This window comes from Microbacterium sp. PRC9, assembly GCF_031844125.1.
In the GTDB taxonomy this organism is placed as follows: Bacteria; Actinomycetota; Actinomycetes; order Actinomycetales; family Microbacteriaceae; genus Microbacterium.
In genome coordinates, this window is record NZ_JAUZUR010000008.1 from 105,196 (window position 1) to 124,669 (window position 19,474).

A 19,474-nucleotide genomic window follows, 5' to 3' on the forward strand; every position below is an offset into this window, starting at 1 on the left:
GCGGGGTGCCGGCGCGGGGGGCGCCGGCACTGCCGCCCTCCCCCTCACCGGGGGTCCGGAACGCCTCGGCTGTCAGGACGACCTCAGTCCTCGGGGCCCATCTCACCGGTCTGCGGCTCACCCGGCGCCGGCCCGTACCGCAGCTGCAGCACGCCGAGCGGGCCGGTCACCGCCGGCTCGAGCAGCGTGACGTTCGCGGGATGCGCGCCTTCGGGGAACACCTTCTTGCCCTGCCCGAGCACGACCGGGTACACCCAGAGCGTCAGCACATCGAACAGCTGCTCCTTCAGCAGGGTCTGCACGAAGTCGACGCTGCCGATGACGTGGATGCTCTCGTGCTTCTCGCGCAGCGCCTCCACCTCGCGGTTGAGGTCGATGCCGAGCTGCGACGATCCCTCCCACTCGAGCGTGGGAAGGCCGCGCGAGGCGACGTACTTCGGTGCGCTGTTCAGGGCGTCGGCGATCTTGCCGGACTGGTGCGGCCAGTAGCCCGCGAAGATGTCGTAGGTCCGTCGCCCGAGCAGCAGGGCGTCGAGCTCGGAGATGCCCTTGCCGATCGAGGCGCCGATGACCTCGTCGGGGAACGGCGCCTGCCACCCGCCGTACGGGAAGCCGTTCGAGGGGTCCTCCTCCGGGCCGCCTGGCGCCTGCGCGACGCCGTCGAGGGTGGTGAACAGGTCGATGTAGATGCGACCGGTCATGGCCGCCTCCTTCCAGGGCGGGGTCGGGCTCAGGCGACGAGCACGACCTCGGGGTCGATCGGGATGTGGAATGTCCGGGCGAAGCGCTCGAGCAGGGTGGCGTCGCCGGCGACGACGGCCAGCACGTCCTGGTCGATCGCGGCGGCCGGGGTCAGCTCGCCCGAGATGAGGCGACGGATGCCGGGACCCGCCGCGAAGACGAGGTCGGGCTCACCCGAGGTCGAAGCCTGCGTGCCGAGCCGCGGGTCGATGGGGCGCCCGGCCGGCTGGAGCTGTGCGATCCGCAGCCCGGATGCGTCGACCTGCACGCGCAGCACGACGTCGGCCACGTGCAGCTCGTAGTCGGCGGGCGGCAGGGTGGCCGCAGCATCCGTCCGGAATGCCGTTCGCAGCGCCATCGTGAGCGAGTCCGCCGTCACGACGTCCTCGGGCTGGGGGTCGCCCATCTGCCGGAACCCCCACCGGCCGAGGGCGAGCACGATCGGCTCGAGCTCGCGCCCGTAGGGCGTCAGCTCGTACACGAGCCCGCAGTGCAGGAGCGGCACGCGGCGCACGACACCGCCCTCCTGCAGCTCCTTGAGCCGCGTGGAGAGGATGTTGGTCGGGATCTTGGGCAGCCCCTGCTTGAGGTCGGTGTAGCGCCGGGGGCCGACGAGCAGATCGCGGACGATGAGCAGCGCCCACCGCTCCCCGATCAGCTCGACGGCGGTCGTGACCCCGCAGTACTGCCCGTAGCTGCGGGACGCCACTTACGCCTGCGCCTGCTCCGCCATGTAGGCCTCGGGACCCTTGGCGGCAGCCTCGGGGTCCATCCACATGAACTGGACGCCGTTGCCGTCCGGGTCGATGAGGTCGCGCGCGTACATGAAGCCGAAGTCCTGCGGCTCGCCCGGTGCGGTGCCGCCTGCTGCAACGCCCGCCTCGACGATCCGGTCGACGTCCTCGCGGGTCTCGCGGCTGATCGACAGCAGCACCTGGGCGTGCGTCTTCGGGTCGGCGAACTCCTTGTCGGTGAACGTCGCGAAGTACTCCTTCGTGAGGACCATGAAGAAGATCTGGTCGCTCCACACGACGCACGCGGCGTTCTCGTCGGTGAAGAGCGGGTTCAGCGCGCAGCCGAGGGCGGTGTAGTACGCCTTCGAGCGCTCGAGGTCGTTCGTCGGGATGTTGACGAAGATGTGCGTCATTGCCTTGCTCCTTGTCACCGTGGCGTCGACCGGACCGCCGACATCACGATGGTTGCAAAAAACAAGCAAGCTTGTCAATAGCAAGTAGCCGACGGATGCTGCACCTCACCGCTTCGCGTGCGGTACGGGGCATCCGGGCGCGAACGTCCCCATCTGCTCGATGTCGAAGCCGTTCGGATAGCTGCGGATGCGGGGCAGATCGATCACGTGGAGCGGGGCGCGGCGCTTCGGCAGCACCGCGACCGCCCGGGCGCGCAGGCGGAGCGCACCCGCGGACAGGCGGCGTACGATCCGCCCCGGTTCGCGGTAGCCGAACGCCCGCAGCAGAGGCGGATCCATGAGCGCCCGGCTGAAGACCTCCACGACCGGGGCGAAGAGCCGCGGGTAGAACGAGACCAGCAGCGCCAAGGTGCGGTCGGCGACCCGCGCCGATGCGGCGTCGTACGCGAAGTGCACGCGCTCGTACTCGTCCATCAGGGTGGCGAACTCCGCGTAGGTCTCAGGGATGTCCGTGATGCCCATGTGCCGGCCGAGGCTCTGGTAGTACCGCACCGACGCGAGGAGCTCGTCGGCGGTGAGCCGGCGCCAGCCGAACGCGTGGAGCCAGCGCACCGGCACGACGACGAACGTCGACAGCACGTACCGCATGTCGTCGTTCGAGATGTCGTACATGCGGTGCATCTGATTGATGCGCCGGATCGCCGCGCGACCGCGAGGACTCTCGAACCCCTCGAGGAGCGGCACCTCGAGCAGCAGGGACGTGTCGTCGTAGCGCTTCTGCGTCGCGCGTTCGAACTCGCCCGTCGCGTCGAGCAGGCGCCCGATCGACGGCACCGCGTAGGTGCGGAACAGCGCGAAGCTCAGCGACTGGTTCAGGTCCCACGCGAAGTCGTAGGTGCCGAGGTTGCGGTAGATCTCGACGAACTGGGTCTCGGGGTCGAGCCCCGCGTTGCGGTCGTGCACGGGATCCCCCTGTCGGCGCGAGGTGAACGCTCGCTAACTTACCCGGCGCGGGCCTCGGGGCGCAGCTGGGCGCACGCGCCCGAGGCTCCGGGCGACGCGCCGGCGGCGTCTGGAGGGGGCGTGGGGAGCATTCTCCGTCTCGCGGGGGATGCCGCGGGACCGGCGCCCCCGTAGCGTGGAAGGATGTCCGACCTGTCTTCCGCGCACCCCGCGCGGCGCCCGGCGCCGACCGCGGGCGAGCTGCGCAACGACGTCTGGCTCGCGGGTGCCCTCTTCGTCGCCGCGGTGATCAGCACCGCGCTCGGCTCGGTCGCGGGGATCTACGGCGCCGACGCCAACGCCGGCATGCAGTGGGCGCTGCTCTACAGCCTCGGGCTCACCGCCCCGCTGGCCGTGCGGCGGCGCTTCCCCGAGCTCGTCGTGGTCGCGATCGCCGTGGTGTTCTTCATGGGCGTGACCTTCCGCATCCCCGACCTCTACGTCTCGAACATCGCCATGTTCATCGCGATGTACACCGTGGGCGCCTGGGTCGACGACCGCCGTCGCGCGATGTGGGTGCGCGTCGGCGTGATCATCGCGATGTTCGTGTGGCTGCTCATCACGATGTTCCAGGCGGCGATCGATCCGTCCGACGAGAGCCTGTCGAGGGCGGGACTGTTCTCGCCGTTCGCCGCGATGATGCTCATCCAGCTGCTCATCAACGCCGGATTCTTCGGCGGCGCGTACTACATGGGCGATCGCGCGTACGCCGCCGCGATGGCGCGCGCGGTGCTCGAGGAGCGCACCCGCGAGCTCGAGCGCGAGCGCGAGGTCACCGCTGCGCAGGCCGTGGCGCTCGATCGCGTGCGCATCGCCCGCGAGCTGCACGACGTCGTCGCGCACCACGTCTCGGCGATGGGCGTCCAAGCCGGTGCCGCGCGCGCCGTGCTGGATCGGGATCCGGATGCTGCGCGCACCGCGCTGCTCGGAGTCGAGTCGTCCGCCCGCTCCGCGCTCGTCGAGCTGCGCCAGCTGCTCGAGACCCTCCGCACCTCCGGCGGCGACGCCGAAGGAGGATCCACCGTGCACCTGTCAGCGCTCGCCGAGCTCGTCGCCCACGCGAACGACAACGGCCTGCCCACGACCCTCACGATCGTCGGCGACCAGGTCGATCTGCCCGAGCTCGTGCAGGTCAACGTGTTCCGCGTCGCCCAGGAGGCGCTCACGAACGCACGGCGGCATGGCGGACCGGATGCCGCCGCCGACGTCCGCCTGCGCTACGCGCCCGATGCCGTCGAGCTCGAGGTCGTGAACACCGGCCGCGCCGTCGCCGCGCCCGTGCGGCCGGGCCTCGGCCTGGTCGGTATGCGCGAGCGGGCCGCCGCCTCGGGCGGCGAGCTCGAGGCCGCGCCGCGCGCCCGCGGCGGGTTCCTCGTGCGACTGCGCGTGCCCCTGACCGTGTCGGCCGAGGCGGTCGGCGCGTGATCCGGGTCCTGCTCGTGGACGACCACGCCGTGATGCGGGCCGGCTTCCGCATGATCCTCGAATCCGCGGGCGACATCACCGTGGTGGGCGAGGCCTCGACCGGCGTCGAGGCGGTGGCGGCAGCATCCGATCTCGGTCCTGACGTGATCTGCATGGACGTGCAGATGCCCGACATGGACGGCCTCGAGGCGACCCGGCGCATCGTCGGCGACCCATCGGCGGAGGCGGCGGTGGTGGTGGTGACGACCTTCGACCGCGACGACTACCTGTTCGACGCGCTCGCGGCCGGCGCGAGCGGGTTCCTGCTGAAGAACGCCGGCCCCGAGGAGCTCATCTCGGCCGTGCGGGTGGCCGCGGCCGGCGACGCGCTGCTGGCGCCCGAGGTGACGCGCCGCGTGATCGCCCGCTTCGCCTCCGCCGCCCCCGCCCCCGCCCCCTCCGCTCCCGCCGGTGAGACCCCAGTAGCGGGACGAGACGGTGGGGTTCACCCAAGGTCTGGTCCACAGACTGTCGTCTCACCGGTTCTGGCGGTGGCGCCGCCGGCGGTCGAGCTCACCGAACGCGAAGGGGAGGTGCTGCAGCTCGTCGCGCAGGCGATGAGCAACGCCGAGATCGCGCAGCGCCTCTACATCGGCGAGGCCACCGTGAAGACCCACGTCTCGAACGTGCTGCAGAAGCTCGGCGCCCGCGACCGCGTCGCCGCCGTCGTCTATGCCCACCGCCACGGCCTCGCCTGACCCCTGCCACCTCTGTTCCGCAGTCGGAAATGGCGCCCTTTGGCGTCGGGACGTCGCCAAAACTGACTGCGGAACGGCGGGACGTCGCGTCGGGGCGCACGCGGGGGCCGGCAGGGGCGCCGCGAAGGACGGATGCCCCGGACGGACGCCGCGAAGGACGGATGGCACGGACGAACCCCCCGATTGACGGATGCCCCGGACCGGCGCCGCGAAAGGGCGCCGGGCCGGGGCATCCGGGGTGCTGGAACGGGTCATCGGCCCGGGGTGAGGCCGACCGGGGGGAGGATCAGGCGGCGACGGGGACCGCGGCGTAGCGGTCGATCAGCGCGCCGAAGGCCTGGAGGTAGCCGACGAGGAAGTCGGCGGTCTGCTCGCTGGTGACCTCGCCGGTCTCGGTGAACAGGCCCGGGGTGGTCTGCACGTAGCCCTCGGGCTGGCCGAGCGTCGGGGCGTTGTAGTGGCTGAGGATCGCCTTGAGGTGCTGCTGCGCCGCCGCGGTGGCGATGCCGCCGCCCGAGGTGCCGATGACGGCGGTGGGCTTGCCGTCGAACGAGCCCTGGCCCCACGGACGGGCCGACCAGTCGAGGGCGTTCTTCAGCACGCCGGGGATCGAGCGGCTGTACTCGGGCGTGATGATGATGACGCCGTCGACGTCGGCGATGGCCTGCTTGAAGTCGCGGGCGACCTGGGGGAAGTCGGCGTCGTGGTCGGGCGAGTAGAAGGGGAGGTCCTTGATCGGGATCTCGACGAGGGTGGTGCCCTCCGGGGCGAGACGCTCGAGCGCCTTCGCGAGACGACGGTTGATGGAGGTCGACGAGATGCTGCCGACGATGTAGCCGATGGTCCGCTCGGACATGTGGGGTTCTCCTTGAAAAGCAAAGGCGTCCCCGGTGGGGACCACCGTGGACGTCCCACATCCATGCAAGCACATGCACGCTCCTTCTATTCCGGTGCATGAAAGATCTCTCATCCACCTCCTCCCCCGCACGGCGGAGGAAGCCCGAATCCACCCCACGGGGGAGGACGCCGAGCACTCCGGTCCGTAGCGTCTGTGGCAGGGGGATCGAGAGGAGACAGGGATGCTGCAGCTTCGCGGTATCGGCAAGAGCTACGGAGGGCGCCGCGTGCTCGACGACGTGTCGTTCGACGTGCGGCCCGGCCGGCTGACCGGCTTCGTCGGCGGGAACGGCGCGGGCAAGACCACCACCATGCGGATCGTGCTGGGGGTGCTCGCCGGGGACGCCGGCACCGTCACCCTCGACGGCGCCGAGGTGACCGCCTCCGACCGCCGCCGCTTCGGCTACATGCCCGAGGAACGCGGGCTGTATCCGAAGATGAAGGTGCACGAGCACATCACCTATCTCGCGCGGCTGCACGGTTTCTCGAAGACGGATGCCTCGACCCGCGCTCGTGCGCTGCTCGAGCAGCTCGGGCTCGGCGAGCGCCTGAACGACAACGTCGAGACGCTCTCTCTGGGCAACCAGCAGCGCGCCCAGATCGCTGCCGCGCTCGTGCACGACCCGCAGGTGCTGATCCTCGACGAGCCGTTCTCGGGCCTGGACCCGCTCGCGGTCGACGTCGTGGCCGGGGTGCTGCAGCAGCGCGCGGCCGAAGGCGCCGCCGTGCTGTTCTCGTCGCACCAGCTCGACGTCGTCGAGCGCCTGTGCGACGACCTCGTGATCATCGCCGGCGGCACCATCCGCGCGGCCGGCGCGCGGGACACCCTCCGCGCGCAGCACTCCACGCGCCGCTTCGAGCTCGTCTCGGCCGGGGACGCCGGGTGGCTGCGCACCGAGCCCGGCGTGGAGGTGCTCGACTTCGACGGCGGGTACGCCGTGTTCGACGCCGACAGCGACGAGACCGCGCAGCGCGTGCTGCGTCGGGCCGTCGCCAACGGGGACGTCGCGAGCTTCGCGCCGCAGCATCCGTCCCTCGCCCAGATCTTCAAGGAGGTCATCCAGTGAGCACCACCGACACCCGCCGCGGCGGAAGCACGCTGGGCGCAGGCCAGGCGATCTGGCTCGTCGCCGAGCGTGAGATCGGCTCGAAGCTGCGCAGCAAGGCGTTCGTCATCTCGACGGCGATCCTGTTCATCGGCGCGCTGGCCCTCGTCATCTGGGGCGGCTTCCAGGCGGCGAACAACAGCGGCACGCCTGTCGCGGTGACCGCCGACGCGCAGCAGTACGTCGCCCAGGCCGAAGGCCTCGACGTCACCGACGTGGCGGACCGCGCGGCCGCCGAGGCGCTCGTCAAGGACGGCGAGGTCGACGCCGCGGTCGTGGGCGACTCGTCGTCGCCGCTCGGCTTCGCGATCATCGCCGAATCCTCCGCCCCGACGTCGCTGATGCTGCGGCTCGCGCAGGTGCCGCCGGTCGAGCTGCTCGCTCCGGAGGAGGGCAACGCGGCGCTCGGCTACATCGCCGCGGTCGGCTTCGGCATCGTGTTCCTGCTCGCCGCGTCGCTGTTCGGCGGCACGATCGCGCAGAGCGTCGTCGAGGAGAAGCAGACCCGCGTGGTGGAGCTGCTCATCTCGGCGATCCCGGTGCGGTCGCTGCTGGCGGGCAAGGTCATCGGCAACACGGTGCTCGCGATGGGCCAGATTCTGATCCTCGCGGCCATCGCGATCATCGGGCTCACCGTCACCGATCAGACGGCGCTGCTGCAGGGGCTCGGCGCGCCCATCGCCTGGTTCGCGATCTTCTTCCTGTTCGGCTTCATCCTGCTGGCGTCGCTGTTCGCGGCCGCGGCATCGATGGTGTCGCGTCAGGAGGACATCGGCTCGACCACGATGCCGCTGACGATGCTCGTGATGGCGCCGTACTTCCTCGTCATCTTCTTCAACGACAACCCGCTGGTGCTCGCGATCATGTCGTACGTGCCGTTCTCGGCGCCGGTCGGCATGCCGATGCGCATCTTCCTCGGGCAGGCGCAGTGGTGGGAGCCGCTGCTGTCGATCGTGATCCTCATGGCGACGTGCGTCGCGGCGATCCTCGTCGCCGCCCGCATCTACGAGAACTCGCTGCTGCGCATGGGCGGTCGCGTCAAGCTCTCGGAGGCCCTCGCCGGCTGACCCGGGTCACCTCGGATGATGGATGCTGCGGCCCTGCGCACTGCGCCGGGCCGCAGCATCCCTCTGTCCTCTGCGCGCTTCATCTGCTCTGGCCGAGCCCACAGGATCTGCACGCGCACCACGTGCCTCCTCGGAGAGCACATGATGCGGACACACGCGCGACGCGCACGGGCGCAAGCCCCTGCCCGGAGCACAGGGGTGTGGGTAGCGTGAGGCGCATGTCGGCGCAGACCACGTTGCTCATCCTGGGCGCCTCGGGCGACCTCACCTCGCGGCTGCTGCTGCCCGCGCTCGGCCAGCTGCTGGCCCGGGAGCCGCAGCGCTCGGTGCGCCTGCGCGGCGCCGGCATCGATGACTGGGACGACGAGCACTGGCGGCAGACCGTGCGCTCGTCCTTCGAGTCGGCCGGGTTCGCCGACGCCGTCGCCGCCGTGGCCGACACGACGTACACGCGCGCTGACATCACCGACGCGAAGGACCTCGAGCGGCTGCTCGCCGACCACGACGGGCGGATCGCCCTGTACTTCGCCGTGCCGCCCGCGGTCGCGAAGGCCGCGTGCGAGGCGCTCGCCGGCGTGGACATCCCCGAGGGCACGGTGCTCGCGCTCGAGAAGCCGTTCGGCGTCGACGAGGCGAGCGCCCACGCGCTGAACTCGACGCTCGCCCGTCTCGTGCCCGAGGAGCAGGTGTTCCGCATCGACCACTTCCTCGGCCGGTCGACGACGCTGAACCTCCTCGGTGTGCGGTTCGCGAACCGCGTCTTCGCGCCGGTGTGGCGCGCGCAGGACGTCGAGTCGGTGGTCATCCGCTACGACGAGGCGCTCGGCCTCGAGGGCCGAGCCGGCTACTACGACCGGGCGGGCGCGCTCGTCGACATGATCCAGAGCCACCTGCTACAGGTGATGGCCGTGCTCGCGATGGAGCCGCCCGCGACCCTGAACGAGCGGGACTTCCGCGATGCGACGGCCGCCGTGCTGCGCGCGACCCGCGTGTGGGGCGACGATCCGGCGAAGGCCTCGCGCCGGGCACGGTACACGGCCGGGAAGGTCGGCGACCGCGAGCTGCCGTCCTACACCGACGAGCACGGCGTCGACCCGTCGCTCGAGACCGAGACGCTCGCCGAGGTCACGTGCGAGGTGCGCAACGAGCGGTGGGAGGGCGTGCCCTTCACCCTGCGGTCGGGCAAGGCGCTCGCCGGCAAGGACGGCGAGGTCGTGGTGACGTTCCGTCCCGTGAACCACGTCCCCGAGGGCCTCACCGGGGCGGCGCCCGGCTCGGTGCTGCGCTTCTCCCTCGGCCCCGACCGGATGGACCTCGAACTCAACGTCAACGGCGGCGACGACCCGTTCGAACTCGAGCGGGCGCTGCTCGAGGCCGACCTCGGCGAGGGTGCGCTCAAGGCGTACGGCGAGGTGCTGTCGGGCATCCTCGACGCGGACGCGACCCTCGCGGTGCGCGGCGACGCGGCCGAGGAGTCGTGGCGCATCGTCGACCCCGTGCTGGCGGCCTGGCGCGCCGGCGACGTGCCGCTCGACGAGTATCCGGCGGGGTCGCTCGGTCCCGCCGGGTGGCCCGTGCTTCCCTGAGGAGCGCCTACTGCCCGCCCATCATCTGCGGCTCCATGCGGCCGACGGAGATGACGTTGCCCGCAGGGTCTGTGAACCACGCGATGTCGGGGCCGCCCTCGAACCCGCGCGAGATGCCCTTCTCATCGGTGCCGTAGTCGGGGTCGGTGTAGATCTTCGTGACGACACCCCGCCTGTTCAGATCGTCGACGGCGGCATCGACGTCGGCGACGCTGAAATTGAGGATCGTGAACACGGCCGGCTCATGATCCTCCTTCGGGTAGACGAAGATGCTGCCCCCGCCGGGCAGTGCGATGGTGAAGCCTCCGCCCATCTCCTCGTAGACGGTGACGTCGAGCCCCAGGGTGTCGCGGTAGAAGGTCGCAGCTGCGCCGATGTCGGGTACGGCGAAGCTAGAGAACGGCCGATCGGGTGTGAACATGACAGCCTCCCAGTGGTTGTGCCGCCGCCAACGATCCTCTCGCCCGCAGGGCATGTCCAGAGGGGTCGCGGCGCACCTTCGCTGCGCCGGGAGCGCGGCGTAGACTCCCGGCATCCGTACGAACCGTGACAGCGCTGTGACCGTCAACGGGCGGGTCGTCCCGCTCGCAGGCGCGGTCGCACACGCCACCGCGCTGGACTGGCTGCGCGGCCTCGGACTGACCGGCGCAAAGGAGGGCTGCGCCGAGGGCGAGTGCGGAGCGTGCGCCGTGCTGGTCGCCACCGCCGGCCCCGACGGCACCGCCGTGTGGACCCCCGTCAACTCCTGCCTGGTGCCCGTCCATGCGCTCGACGGGCAGGAGGTGGTGACCTCCGAGGGCCTCGGTTCACCTGACGACCTGCATCCGGTGCAGCAGCAGCTCGCGGCCGGCGGCGGCTCGCAGTGCGGCTACTGCACGCCCGGGTTCGCGTGCGCGATGGCCGCCGAGTTCTACCGGTCCGACCGCGAGGCGGGCCCGGCCGACGCCGAGCACGGGGCGAACGGATTCGAGCTGCATGCGCTGAGCGGCAACCTCTGCCGCTGCACGGGCTACCGGCCCATCCGCGACGCGGCCTTCGGGCTCGGGATGCCTCTGCCCGATGATCCGCTCCGCGAGCGGCTGTCCGCGCCGGCGCCGGCTCCGGTCGCCACCGAGCTGCGAGCCGCCGACGGGCGCTTCATCCGCCCGGAGACGCTGGAGGAGGCCCTGCGGCTGCTGCGCGACGAGCCGGAGGCACTCGCCGTGGCCGGCAGCACGGACTGGGGCGTGGACGTCAACCTGCGCGGCGCCCGCGCGCCACTCGTGGTCGCGATCGACCGCCTGCCGGAGTTGCGCGGCATCGACATCACCGGCGACACCGTCGAGATCGGCGGCGCGGTGCCCCTGTCGGAGATCGAGCGCCGCGTCGGCGAGCGGGTGCCGCTGCTCGCACAGCTGCTCCCCCAGTTCGCGTCGCGCCTGATCCGCAACCGCGCGACGCTGGGCGGCAACCTCGGCACCGCCTCCCCCATCGGCGACGCGGCTCCGGCACTGCTCGCGCTCGGGGCGGGCGTCGTGCTCGTCTCGGCCGACGGCGGCGAGCGCGAGGTCGACCTCGCCGACTACTTCACGGGGTATCGCACCTCGGTCAGGCGTCGCGACGAGCTCATCCGGACGGTGCGGATCCCGCTGCCGACGCCGGGTCTCACCGCGTTCCACAAGGTGACGAAGCGGCGGTTCGACGACATCTCGTCGGTGGCCGTCGCCTTCGCCCTCGAGCTCGACGGCGGCTCCGTCACGAGAGCGCGCATCGGCCTCGGAGGCGTCGCCGCGACGCCCCTCCGCGCATACGCGACCGAGCAGGTGCTCGAGGGGCGCCCGTGGAACGCCTCGACGGTGGCGGCAGCATCCATGGTCCTGCAGCGCGAGGGGACGCCGCTCGACGACCACCGCGCGAGCGCCGCGTATCGCGCACGCATGCTCGGCACCGCGCTGCCGGCGCTCTTCGCGGCGTCGGCCGATGACGAGGAGGCGACCGCATGAGCTCGCTCGCCGATCGCCCCGAGAATCCGGTCGTCGGACGCCCTGCGGTGCACGAGAGCGCGGCGCTGCACGTGACCGGCGCGGCCGTCTACACCGACGACATCGCCGCGCGGTCCCACGGCGTGCTGACCGCCTGGCCGGTGCCGTCGACCGTCGCGCATGCCCGCGTCACCATCGACGTCGCGCCCGCCTACGACGTGCCCGGCGTCGTCCGGGTGCTGACCGCCGACGATGTTCCGGGCGTCAACGACGCGGGGGTCAAGCACGACGAGCCGCTCTTCCCGACCGAGGCGATGTTCTTCGGCCATGCGCTGGTGTGGGTGCTGGGAGAGACGACGGATGCTGCGCGCCAGGGCGCGGCCGCCGTCACGGTGTCGTACGAACCGCTGCCGTCGCTGATCACGGTGCAGGAGGCGATCGACGCCGGGTCGTTCCAGGGCGTACCCCGCACGATCGCGCGCGGGGACGCGGCATCCGCCCTCGCATCCTCCGCGTTCGTCTTCGAGGGGGAGAGCGTGGTCGGCGGGCAGGAGCACTTCTCGCTCGAGACGCACGCCTCGTTCGCCGTGCGCGACCCCGACGGGCGCTACTTCGTGGAGTGCTCGACGCAGCACCCGTCCGAGACGCAGGAGATCGTGGCGCACGTGCTCGGCGTGGCGTCGAGCGAGGTCACCGTCGAGTGCCTCCGCATGGGCGGCGGCTTCGGCGGCAAGGAGATGCAGCCGCACGGGTTCGCGGCGATCGCGGCCCTGGGGGCGAAGCTCACCGGACGCCCCGTGCGCCTGCGGCTGAACCGCACGCAGGACATCACGATGTCGGGCAAGCGCCACCCGTTCCACCTGGCCTGGCGCGCCGGCTTCGACGCCGACGGGCACCTGCAGGCGCTCGACGCGATCCTCACCGCGGACGGCGGCTGGAGCCTCGACCTCTCGGAGCCCGTTCTCGGCCGCGCGCTCTGCCACGTCGACAACGCCTACTGGATCCCGAACGTGCGGGTGCACGGCCGGGTCGCGCAGACGCACAAGCCGTCGAACACGGCGTTCCGCGGTTTCGGCGGCCCGCAGGGCGCGTTCCTCATCGAAGACATCCTGGGCCGCGCGGCACCCGTGCTCGGGATCGATCCGCTCGAGCTGCGGGAGAAGAACTTCTACCGGCCGGGCCAGTCGACCCACTACGGGCAGCTGGTGAAGGACGCCGAGCGCCTCCCCGCGATATGGAACCGGCTCCGCGGCTCGTGCGATCTCGACGAACGGCGGCGCGAGGTCGCGCGGTTCAACGAGGCGCACACCGACCGCAAACGCGGGCTCGCGATGACGCCGGTGAAGTTCGGCATCTCGTTCACCTTCACGTCGTTCAACCAGGCCGGTGCCCTCGTGCTCGTGTACAAGGACGGCTCGGTGCTGATCAACCACGGCGGCACCGAGATGGGCCAGGGCCTGCACACCAAGATGCTCCAGGTCGCGGCCACCGCTCTGGGCGTGCCGCTGGAGGCCGTGCGCGTGGCCCCGACCCGCACCGACAAGGTGCCCAACACGTCGGCGACTGCCGCGTCGTCGAGCGCCGACCTCAACGGCGGCGCCGTCAAGCTCGCGTGCGAGGAGATCCGCGGCCGGCTGGCCGAGGTCGCAGGGCGCCTCCTCGGCGTCGACGCCCGAGACGTGCGGTTCTCCGACGGCCACGTCAGCGCACTGGGGGGCGCGGAACGGATGCCGTTCGCCGACGTGGTCGCGGCGGCGTACCTGCAGCGGGTGCAGCTGTTCGCGGCGGGCTACTACCGCACCGAGGGGCTGCACTGGGACGCCGACCGCCAGCAGGGGTCGCCGTTCAAGTACTTCGCGTACGGCTGCGCCGCCGCCGAGGTCGAGGTGGACGGCTTCACCGGCGCGTACCGCCTCCGCCGCGTCGACATCGTGCACGACGTCGGCGACTCGCTCTCGCCGTTGCTCGACATCGGCCAGATCGAGGGCGGCTTCGTGCAGGGCACCGGCTGGCTGACCCTCGAGGAACTCCGCTGGGACACCGGCGACGGTCCGACGCGCGGCCGCCTGCAGACACCGTCGGCCAGCACGTACAAGCTGCCGAGCTTCTCCGAGATGCCGGAGGAGTTCCACGTCGCGCTCTTCGAGGACGCCCGCGAGGACGGCGCCGTGTACGGCTCCAAGGCCGTGGGCGAGCCTCCCCTGCTCCTCGCCTTCAGCGTGCGCGAGGCGCTGCGGCAGGCGGTGGGCGCGTTCGGCCCGGCCGGGCGCAGCGTCGAGCTCGGCTCACCCGCCACCCCCGAGGCGGTGTTCTGGGCGATCGAGGCCGCACGTGGCGCCGGCGCCGAGGCGGCAGCATCCGTTTCTCCCGATGGCACGGATGCTGAGTCCCGGAGTGACACGGAGGACTCGGGCTCGGCGGAACCCGGCCTTCTGACGGCGGGCCGCTGAGGCCGGCCGTGGACTGGCTCGACGCGGTGCGCAGCCTGCGGGACGCCCGCACGCCCGCGGTGATCGTGACGCTCGCGATGGTGCGCGGCCACGCCCCGCGCAACGGCGGCGCCAAGATGGTCGTCTCGCCGGGCGAGGTCTTCGAGACGATCGGGGGCGGCAACCTCGAGGCCACCGCCGTCGCGCGCGCCCGCGCGATGCTGGCCTCCGGTACCGCCGAGCCGGAGCTGCTGACGCTCACCCTGAGCGACAAGGAGACCACGGAGTACGGCGTGCAGTGCTGCGGAGGAGAGGTGACGCTCATGCTGGAGCCCGTGCGGGTCGTGCCGTCGGTCGCGGTGTTCGGAATGGGACACGTGGGACTCGAGGTGGCGCGGATCCTGGCGCGCCAGCACCTCGACCTGCACCTCGTCGACTCCCGCGCGGCCATGCTCTCGCCGACGCGCCTAGGGGTGGACGGTGCGCCGGGGCCGCTCGCCGACGCGGTCGCGGGAGTGCACGTGCACCAGGCTCCGGTGCCGGAGGCCGTGCTGGCGTCGGTGCCCGCGGGGACGCACGTGCTCGTCATGACCCACGACCACGCCGAAGACCTCGCGATCGTCGACCAGGCGCTGCGCACCGAGGGCATCGCCTCGATCGGCCTCATCGGCTCGCGCTCCAAGTGGGCCCGCTTCCGCGCTCGCCTCCAGGAGGCCGGCCACGACGAGGCCGCCCTCGCCAGGGTGACGACGCCCATCGGCCTGCCCGAGATCCCCGGCAAGCAGCCCGCGACGATCGCGGTGAGCGTCTCCGCCCAGCTGCTGCAGCTCATCGAAGCGTCCGCCCCCGTCACCGCCCGCAGCGAAACCGCGCGATAGCACCGAGTTCGGCGCACTTCACGTGCTGTCGTGCGGTCTCGCCACGAATGGTCGGGCACCCAGGCACGGGGGGGTTTGCGGCCGTCAGTACTCGATGCGGGTCGAGGTCCGGCCCCACTCGGTGAACGGGGCGATGCGGTGCTCGGGGGTGAGGTCGATCGACTCCACGGGCATGATGTCGCGGTGCTCGGGGTGGCCGTCGAAGTAGCGGTAGAAGACCGCGTCGTCGAAGCCCGCGGCGGCGGCATCCTCACGGTCGGCGGCGAAGTACACCCGGTCCACGCGGGCCCAGAGCGCGGTGCCCAGGCACATCGGGCACGGCTCGCAGCTCGTGTAGAGCGTCGCCCCGGTGAGGTCGAACGTCCCCAGCCCTTGGCACGCCCGCCGGATGGCGACGACCTCGGCGTGCGCCGACGGGTCGAGGTCGGCGGTCACGCGGTTCACGCCCTCGAAGACCTGCCCGTCGGCCGACACCACGACCGCCCCGAACGGACCGCCCGCGTTGCGGACGTTCTCGGTCGCGATCTCTATGGCCCGGGCGAGGTGGCGGGCGGGCGTCCCGTCGGTGGTGGACATCAGCCCAACCATACGAGCGCACCGCGCCGCGCGCATCACCCCCGCTCGCGGGCCCCGTCACCGCTCGACGAGCACCCCGTCCGCGTCGGCCCACACGTGCGTGCCCGGGACGAAGGCGACGCCCGCGATGACCACCGGCACGTCGACCTCGCCGACGCCTGCCTTCGCGCTCTTGCGCGGGTTCGAACCGAGCGCCTTGACGCCGAGGTCGAGCTCGCCGATCGCGACCCGGTCGCGGATCGCGCCGTGCACGATGATCCCCGCCCAGCCGTTCTCGACGGCGGAGGCCGCGATGAGGTCGCCGACCAGCGCGGACTCGAGAGATCCGCCGCCGTCGATCACGAGAACCGCACCCTCGCCCGGGGTGGCGAGCAGCGCCTTCACGATCGCGTTGTCGCGGTGGCACCTCACGGTGCGGATCGGCCCGTCGAACGCGACGCGCCCGCCGATGTCGTGCAGCTGCAGCGCGAGCGAGTCGAGCTCGTCGCCGCGTTCGTCGTAGAGGTCGGCCGTCGCGGTGGTCATGCTCTGACGCTATGACGGATGCTGTGCCCCGAGGCATCCGTCAGGAAGAGAAGTTCGCGCACCCTTCTGCGAACCGCAAGAAGGGGCGTCAGGCGGGAGCGGGCGGGTTGATATCGGGGTGGAGCGTGCTGAAGAACGAGTAGGTGTCGCCGTCGGGGTCGGGGTCGCGCTCCTTGAACTCGCTGACGAGCTCGTAGAGACGCCGCTGGAACTCCTCCCGGTGCTCGGGGGTCAGTTTGAGTCCCAGCCAGGTGGTGTCGAGATCGTCGGGGTCGACGCCCTCGATCTGCTGCAGGAACGTCTCGATGAGCACGGGCGAGCCACCGGGCATCGACGTGCGCCACGAGAGGCCGGTCGCACGGTAGGGCACCTCTCGCGCCCCCTGGGCTCCGGTGCGTTCGGGCTGGGCGGCGAGGTAGCCGGTCTGCACGAGCGTGCGCACGTGGTGCAGCATCGTGCCGGGGTTCACGCCGAGCAGCTCGGCGAGCTCCTTGTTGGTGCGCGACTCGAACGCGCACAGCCGCAGCACCCGCAGACGCAGGGGCGAGCTCAGCGCGCGCATGCGCGCCTCCGCCTCGGGATCCCCGTGCCGCAGTTCGATCCGCTCCTCGCGATCCCCTGTCACGTGGTCAGCGTACAAGGCTGATTGACAGTTCTCAATCGGTGGCTCACACTGATTGACATGTCCCAATCAGACGACATCCGCGAGGCCGAGGCGATCGACGACGCCGTCCTCGCAGAGGCCCGGGCCGAGGCATCCGTTCTGACCTCTCGCGCGGGTGCCGACGAGGCGGTCGAGGCGGATCAGGATGCTGCGGCCACCGCAGCGCCCGCCCCCGCGCCGAAGGGCTCTCTGTGGCGGGACCGCAACTTCATGACCCTGTGGAGCGGCCAGGCGCTCAGCCAGTTCGGCGCGCAGATCACCGAGCTCGCGATCCCCGTGCTCGCGGTGCTGGCGCTGAACGCCACGGAGTGGGAGGTCGGCGTGCTCAGCGCCGCGCAGTTTGCGGCGTTCCTCATCGTGGGACTTCCGGCGGGCGCGTGGATCGACCGCATGCGGAAGCGGCACGTCATGATCGTCGCCGACGCGGTCCGCGCCGCCGCCCTGGCCACGCTGCCCGTGCTGACCCTGCTCGGGATCCTGCAGATCTGGCACATGATCCTGGTCGCGCTGATGATGGGCGTCGCGACGGTGTTCTTCGACGTGTCCAATCAGAGCATCGTGCCCTCGCTCGTGCGCGCGAACCAGATCGCCGAGGCGAACGGAAAGCTCCAGTCCACCGAGCAGCTCGCGGGCCTTGCCGGCCCTGCGGTGGGCGGCTGGCTGCTCGGGATCCTCGCCGCGCCGCTCGCGGTCCTGATCACGGTCGGCACGTACCTCGCCTCGTTCGTGGCGCTGCTGTTCACCCGTGACCACGAGCAGCTCCGCGCCCCAGAGGACCACAAGCCGCTGGTCCACGAGATCGGCGAGGGGCTGCGCTGGGTCTTCGGCAACCCGCTGCTGCGCCGCATCGTGCTGACCACCGGCACCGCGAACTTCTTCGGGACCATCGCCGCCACCCTCCTGCCGATCTTCGCGCTGCGCGAGCTGGGTCTCACCCCTCAGATGTTCGGCATCGTGTTCACGGTGTCGGCCGTCGGCGGTCTCCTCGGCGCCATCGCCACCCCCCGCATCGTGGAGCGCATCGGCGAGGCCCGCGCGATCCCGATCAGCGCGATCGCGTTCTCGGTGACCCCCTTCTTCCTGCCCGCGATCTCGCTGGTGCCCGCGCTCGCGTTCCCGCTGCTGGCCATCCAGTTCTTCCTGACGAGCTTCACGGTGCTGCTCTACAACATCACCCAGGTGACCTTCCGCCAGCGCATCACCCCACCCCGGCTGCTCGGACGAATGAACGCCTCGGTGCGCTTCGTGGTGTGGGGTGTCATGCCGATCTCGGCGTTGCTCGCCGGCGCGCTCGGCACGTGGATCGGCACGGTTCCCACGCTGTCGATCGCCGCGTGCGGCGAGCTCTTCGCGTGCCTGTTCGTCGTCATCGGCCCCTTCTGGCGCATGCGGGAACTCCCCGACGCGCACGCCGAGCACACCGACCACGAACCCGCCGGCTGACAGACCAGGATGCCTCGGCCCGCCGCGCAGGGTACGGGCCGAGGCATCCTTCCCCCGTCCGCCGAGCGGCGCGCGACCTGTTGGTTTCCGGCGAGGTCGTGCTCTTCGGGGCATAGGCGTGCTTAGGTTGCACCATGACGGCCCGCATCGTCTCGATCGGCACAGCTGTTCCGCCCACCCGCATCGCGCAGGCGGTCGCGCGCGACATCTTCGCGGCGCAGGAGGGGGCCGACCGGCTCGCGCGGCGCCGCATCCAGGCGGTCTTCGACGCGTCTGCGATCGACCAGCGGCACACCGTGCTGGCCGAGTTCGCGTCGCCCGCCGCCGCGCCCGACGATGCCGCATTCGTCGGCGCCGGGGGCCGGCTCCTCTCCCCCACGACCGGCGCGCGCAACCAGCGCTTCATCGTGTCGGCCCCGGAGCTCACGGCCGCCGCCGCGCGCACGGCCCTGGCCGACGGCGGCATCGATCCGTCGGCGGTGACCCACGTGGTCACCGTCTCGTGCACCGGCCTCTTCGCTCCGGGCCCGGACTATCGCCTCGTCCGCGACCTCGGCCTGCGCCCGACGGTCGAGCGGTGCCACCTCGGCTTCATCGGGTGCGCCGCGGCGCTGCCCGCATTGCGGGTCGCCTCGGCTCTGGCGGCGTCGAGACCGGATGCGGTCGTGCTGGTCGTGTGCACCGAGCTGTGCACGCTGCATCTGCGGCCCTCGAACGATCCGCAGCAGATCGTGGCAGCATCCGTCTTCGCCGACGGCGCGGCGGCGGCGATCGTCACCGCCGATCCGGCCGCGGGGAACCCCGGCGGGCTCGACCTCGACAGGTTCGGCAGCGCCCTCACCGACGAGGGTGAGACCGACATGGTCTGGACGATCGGCGACAACGGGTTCGAGATGATCCTCTCCGCCGAGGTGCCGCGCATCATCGGCCGCGAGATCCAGGGCGCGGTGGGCAGGTTCCTGGGCGACGACGCACCCCCCGAGGTGTGGGCGGTGCATCCCGGCGGGCGCAGCGTGCTCGACCGGGTCGAGTCCGGGCTCGATCTCCCGCCCGACGCGCTCGCGGCGTCGCGCGCCGTGCTCCGCGACTTCGGCAACATGTCGAGCGCGACGATCCTGTTCATCCTCGCGTCGCTCCTGCGCGATGACGACGTCCCCGACGGCGCGCGGGTGGCCGGCCTGGCCTTCGGCCCGGGTCTCACCGTCGAGTCGGCGCTCATGACCCGGCGCCGCCGGGCGGTCACGACCGCGGAGGACGTCGGCCTCGCCCTGGCGGCCTCGGCGTGACGGC

General features: G+C 71.6%; 19 protein-coding genes. 10 read left to right on the forward strand and 9 right to left on the reverse strand.

The features are described 5' to 3' along the window. Positions 1–83: 83 nt before the first annotated feature. From Q9R33_RS17780 to Q9R33_RS17795, 4 genes are all read right to left on the reverse strand, one after another. The gene (locus tag Q9R33_RS17780; RefSeq protein ID WP_056366059.1) at positions 84–701 is read right to left on the reverse strand and encodes a dihydrofolate reductase family protein; all 618 of its coding nucleotides are present in this window, start codon (positions 699–701) and stop codon (positions 84–86) included. Positions 702–730: 29 nt separating this feature from the next. Continuing rightward, a complete protein-coding gene (locus Q9R33_RS17785; RefSeq protein WP_311294576.1) occupies positions 731–1,450 on the reverse strand; it encodes a helix-turn-helix domain-containing protein in 720 nt (239 codons plus the stop codon). After that, positions 1,451–1,888 (reverse strand): VOC family protein, encoded by a 438-nt coding sequence (locus tag Q9R33_RS17790; RefSeq protein ID WP_311294577.1) that lies wholly within the window; start codon positions 1,886–1,888, stop codon positions 1,451–1,453. A gap of 105 nt (positions 1,889–1,993) precedes the next feature. Next, positions 1,994–2,851 (reverse strand): oxygenase MpaB family protein, encoded by an 858-nt coding sequence (locus Q9R33_RS17795; protein WP_311294578.1) that lies wholly within the window; start codon positions 2,849–2,851, stop codon positions 1,994–1,996. 183 nt (positions 2,852–3,034) lie between these two features. On the opposite strand from Q9R33_RS17795, the gene Q9R33_RS17800 reads away from it, so the two are divergent. Both Q9R33_RS17800 and Q9R33_RS17805 read left to right on the forward strand, forming a co-directional pair. Continuing rightward, positions 3,035–4,315, forward strand: coding sequence for a histidine kinase (locus Q9R33_RS17800; RefSeq protein WP_311294579.1), 1,281 nt, complete (start codon positions 3,035–3,037; stop codon positions 4,313–4,315). 32 nt (positions 4,316–4,347) lie between these two features. Beyond that, positions 4,348–5,052 carry a response regulator gene (locus tag Q9R33_RS17805; RefSeq protein WP_396654129.1) on the forward strand — a complete coding sequence of 235 codons (705 nt, stop codon included), beginning with the start codon at positions 4,348–4,350 and terminating at the stop codon, positions 5,050–5,052. A 286-nt stretch (positions 5,053–5,338) separates the two neighbouring features. Here the strand turns inward: Q9R33_RS17805 and Q9R33_RS17810 are convergent, their stop codons facing one another. Further along, positions 5,339–5,908 (reverse strand): NADPH-dependent FMN reductase, encoded by a 570-nt coding sequence (locus Q9R33_RS17810; RefSeq protein WP_311294581.1) that lies wholly within the window; start codon positions 5,906–5,908, stop codon positions 5,339–5,341. Positions 5,909–6,131: 223 nt separating this feature from the next. Between Q9R33_RS17810 and Q9R33_RS17815 the strand changes: the two genes are divergently transcribed. From Q9R33_RS17815 to Q9R33_RS17825, 3 genes are all read left to right on the forward strand, one after another. Then, on the forward strand, positions 6,132–7,016 hold the full coding sequence (locus Q9R33_RS17815) for an ABC transporter ATP-binding protein (protein ID WP_056366039.1): 885 nt from the start codon (positions 6,132–6,134) through the stop codon (positions 7,014–7,016). Continuing rightward, positions 7,013–8,122 carry an ABC transporter permease gene (locus Q9R33_RS17820; RefSeq protein ID WP_311294582.1) on the forward strand — a complete coding sequence of 370 codons (1,110 nt, stop codon included), beginning with the start codon at positions 7,013–7,015 and terminating at the stop codon, positions 8,120–8,122. The genes Q9R33_RS17815 and Q9R33_RS17820 overlap by 4 nt, the downstream gene beginning before the upstream one ends. 218 nt (positions 8,123–8,340) lie before the next feature. After that, a complete protein-coding gene (locus Q9R33_RS17825; protein ID WP_311294583.1) occupies positions 8,341–9,708 on the forward strand; it encodes a glucose-6-phosphate dehydrogenase in 1,368 nt (455 codons plus the stop codon). A gap of 7 nt (positions 9,709–9,715) precedes the next feature. Here Q9R33_RS17825 and Q9R33_RS17830 read toward each other — a convergent pair whose 3' ends face one another. Beyond that, positions 9,716–10,129 carry a VOC family protein gene (locus Q9R33_RS17830; protein ID WP_311294584.1) on the reverse strand — a complete coding sequence of 138 codons (414 nt, stop codon included), beginning with the start codon at positions 10,127–10,129 and terminating at the stop codon, positions 9,716–9,718. Positions 10,130–10,265: 136 nt separating this feature from the next. On the opposite strand from Q9R33_RS17830, the gene Q9R33_RS17835 reads away from it, so the two are divergent. From Q9R33_RS17835 to xdhC, 3 genes are read left to right on the forward strand one after another with little or no spacing between them, the layout of a single operon-like run. Next, positions 10,266–11,690, forward strand: a complete 1,425-nt coding sequence (locus tag Q9R33_RS17835) for an FAD binding domain-containing protein (protein ID WP_311294585.1) — start codon at positions 10,266–10,268, stop codon at positions 11,688–11,690. Then, entirely contained in the window at positions 11,687–14,119 is a 2,433-nt protein-coding gene (xdhB, locus tag Q9R33_RS17840; protein WP_311294586.1) for a xanthine dehydrogenase molybdopterin binding subunit, read from the forward strand. The genes Q9R33_RS17835 and xdhB overlap by 4 nt, the downstream gene beginning before the upstream one ends. A gap of 8 nt (positions 14,120–14,127) precedes the next feature. After that, positions 14,128–14,976: a xanthine dehydrogenase accessory protein XdhC gene (xdhC, locus tag Q9R33_RS17845; protein ID WP_310243834.1), complete on the forward strand. Its 849-nt coding sequence runs from the start codon at positions 14,128–14,130 to the stop codon at positions 14,974–14,976. Between the two features lie 84 nt (positions 14,977–15,060). Here xdhC and Q9R33_RS17850 read toward each other — a convergent pair whose 3' ends face one another. The 3 genes from Q9R33_RS17850 to Q9R33_RS17860 form a co-directional block, all read right to left on the reverse strand. Beyond that, on the reverse strand, positions 15,061–15,552 hold the full coding sequence (locus Q9R33_RS17850; RefSeq protein ID WP_310243836.1) for a nucleoside deaminase: 492 nt from the start codon (positions 15,550–15,552) through the stop codon (positions 15,061–15,063). Positions 15,553–15,609: 57 nt separating this feature from the next. Continuing rightward, positions 15,610–16,077 carry a ribonuclease E activity regulator RraA gene (rraA, locus tag Q9R33_RS17855; RefSeq protein ID WP_311294587.1) on the reverse strand — a complete coding sequence of 156 codons (468 nt, stop codon included), beginning with the start codon at positions 16,075–16,077 and terminating at the stop codon, positions 15,610–15,612. Positions 16,078–16,165: 88 nt separating this feature from the next. After that, on the reverse strand, positions 16,166–16,702 hold the full coding sequence (locus tag Q9R33_RS17860) for a transcriptional regulator (protein ID WP_157549357.1): 537 nt from the start codon (positions 16,700–16,702) through the stop codon (positions 16,166–16,168). Between the two features lie 57 nt (positions 16,703–16,759). Here Q9R33_RS17860 and Q9R33_RS17865 point away from each other — a divergent pair, with 57 nt between their 5' ends. Continuing rightward, the gene (locus Q9R33_RS17865; RefSeq protein WP_311294588.1) at positions 16,760–18,184 is read left to right on the forward strand and encodes an MFS transporter; all 1,425 of its coding nucleotides are present in this window, start codon (positions 16,760–16,762) and stop codon (positions 18,182–18,184) included. Positions 18,185–18,318: 134 nt separating this feature from the next. Further along, positions 18,319–19,470 (forward strand): type III polyketide synthase, encoded by a 1,152-nt coding sequence (locus Q9R33_RS17870; RefSeq protein WP_311294589.1) that lies wholly within the window; start codon positions 18,319–18,321, stop codon positions 19,468–19,470. Positions 19,471–19,474: the final 4 nt, after the last annotated feature.

Bases quoted from the DNA above. Each gene is read 5' to 3' on its own strand.
- Q9R33_RS17780 (WP_056366059.1), bottom strand. From the start codon at position 701: ATGACCGGTCGCATCTACATCGACCTGTTCACCACCCTCGACGGCGTC.
- Q9R33_RS17790 (WP_311294577.1), bottom strand. From the start codon at position 1,888: ATGACGCACATCTTCGTCAACATCCCGACGAACGACCTCGAGCGCTCG.
- Q9R33_RS17800 (WP_311294579.1), top strand. From the start codon at position 3,035: ATGTCCGACCTGTCTTCCGCGCACCCCGCGCGGCGCCCGGCGCCGACC.
- Q9R33_RS17805 (WP_396654129.1), top strand. From the start codon at position 4,348: ATGCGGGCCGGCTTCCGCATGATCCTCGAATCCGCGGGCGACATCACC.
- Q9R33_RS17810 (WP_311294581.1), bottom strand. From the start codon at position 5,908: ATGTCCGAGCGGACCATCGGCTACATCGTCGGCAGCATCTCGTCGACC.
- Q9R33_RS17815 (WP_056366039.1), top strand. From the start codon at position 6,132: ATGCTGCAGCTTCGCGGTATCGGCAAGAGCTACGGAGGGCGCCGCGTG.
- Q9R33_RS17825 (WP_311294583.1), top strand. From the start codon at position 8,341: ATGTCGGCGCAGACCACGTTGCTCATCCTGGGCGCCTCGGGCGACCTC.
- Q9R33_RS17830 (WP_311294584.1), bottom strand. From the start codon at position 10,129: ATGTTCACACCCGATCGGCCGTTCTCTAGCTTCGCCGTACCCGACATC.
- xdhB (WP_311294586.1), top strand. From the start codon at position 11,687: ATGAGCTCGCTCGCCGATCGCCCCGAGAATCCGGTCGTCGGACGCCCT.
- Q9R33_RS17850 (WP_310243836.1), bottom strand. From the start codon at position 15,552: ATGTCCACCACCGACGGGACGCCCGCCCGCCACCTCGCCCGGGCCATA.
- rraA (WP_311294587.1), bottom strand. From the start codon at position 16,077: ATGACCACCGCGACGGCCGACCTCTACGACGAACGCGGCGACGAGCTC.
- Q9R33_RS17865 (WP_311294588.1), top strand. From the start codon at position 16,760: ATGTCCCAATCAGACGACATCCGCGAGGCCGAGGCGATCGACGACGCC.
- Q9R33_RS17870 (WP_311294589.1), top strand. From the start codon at position 18,319: ATGACGGCCCGCATCGTCTCGATCGGCACAGCTGTTCCGCCCACCCGC.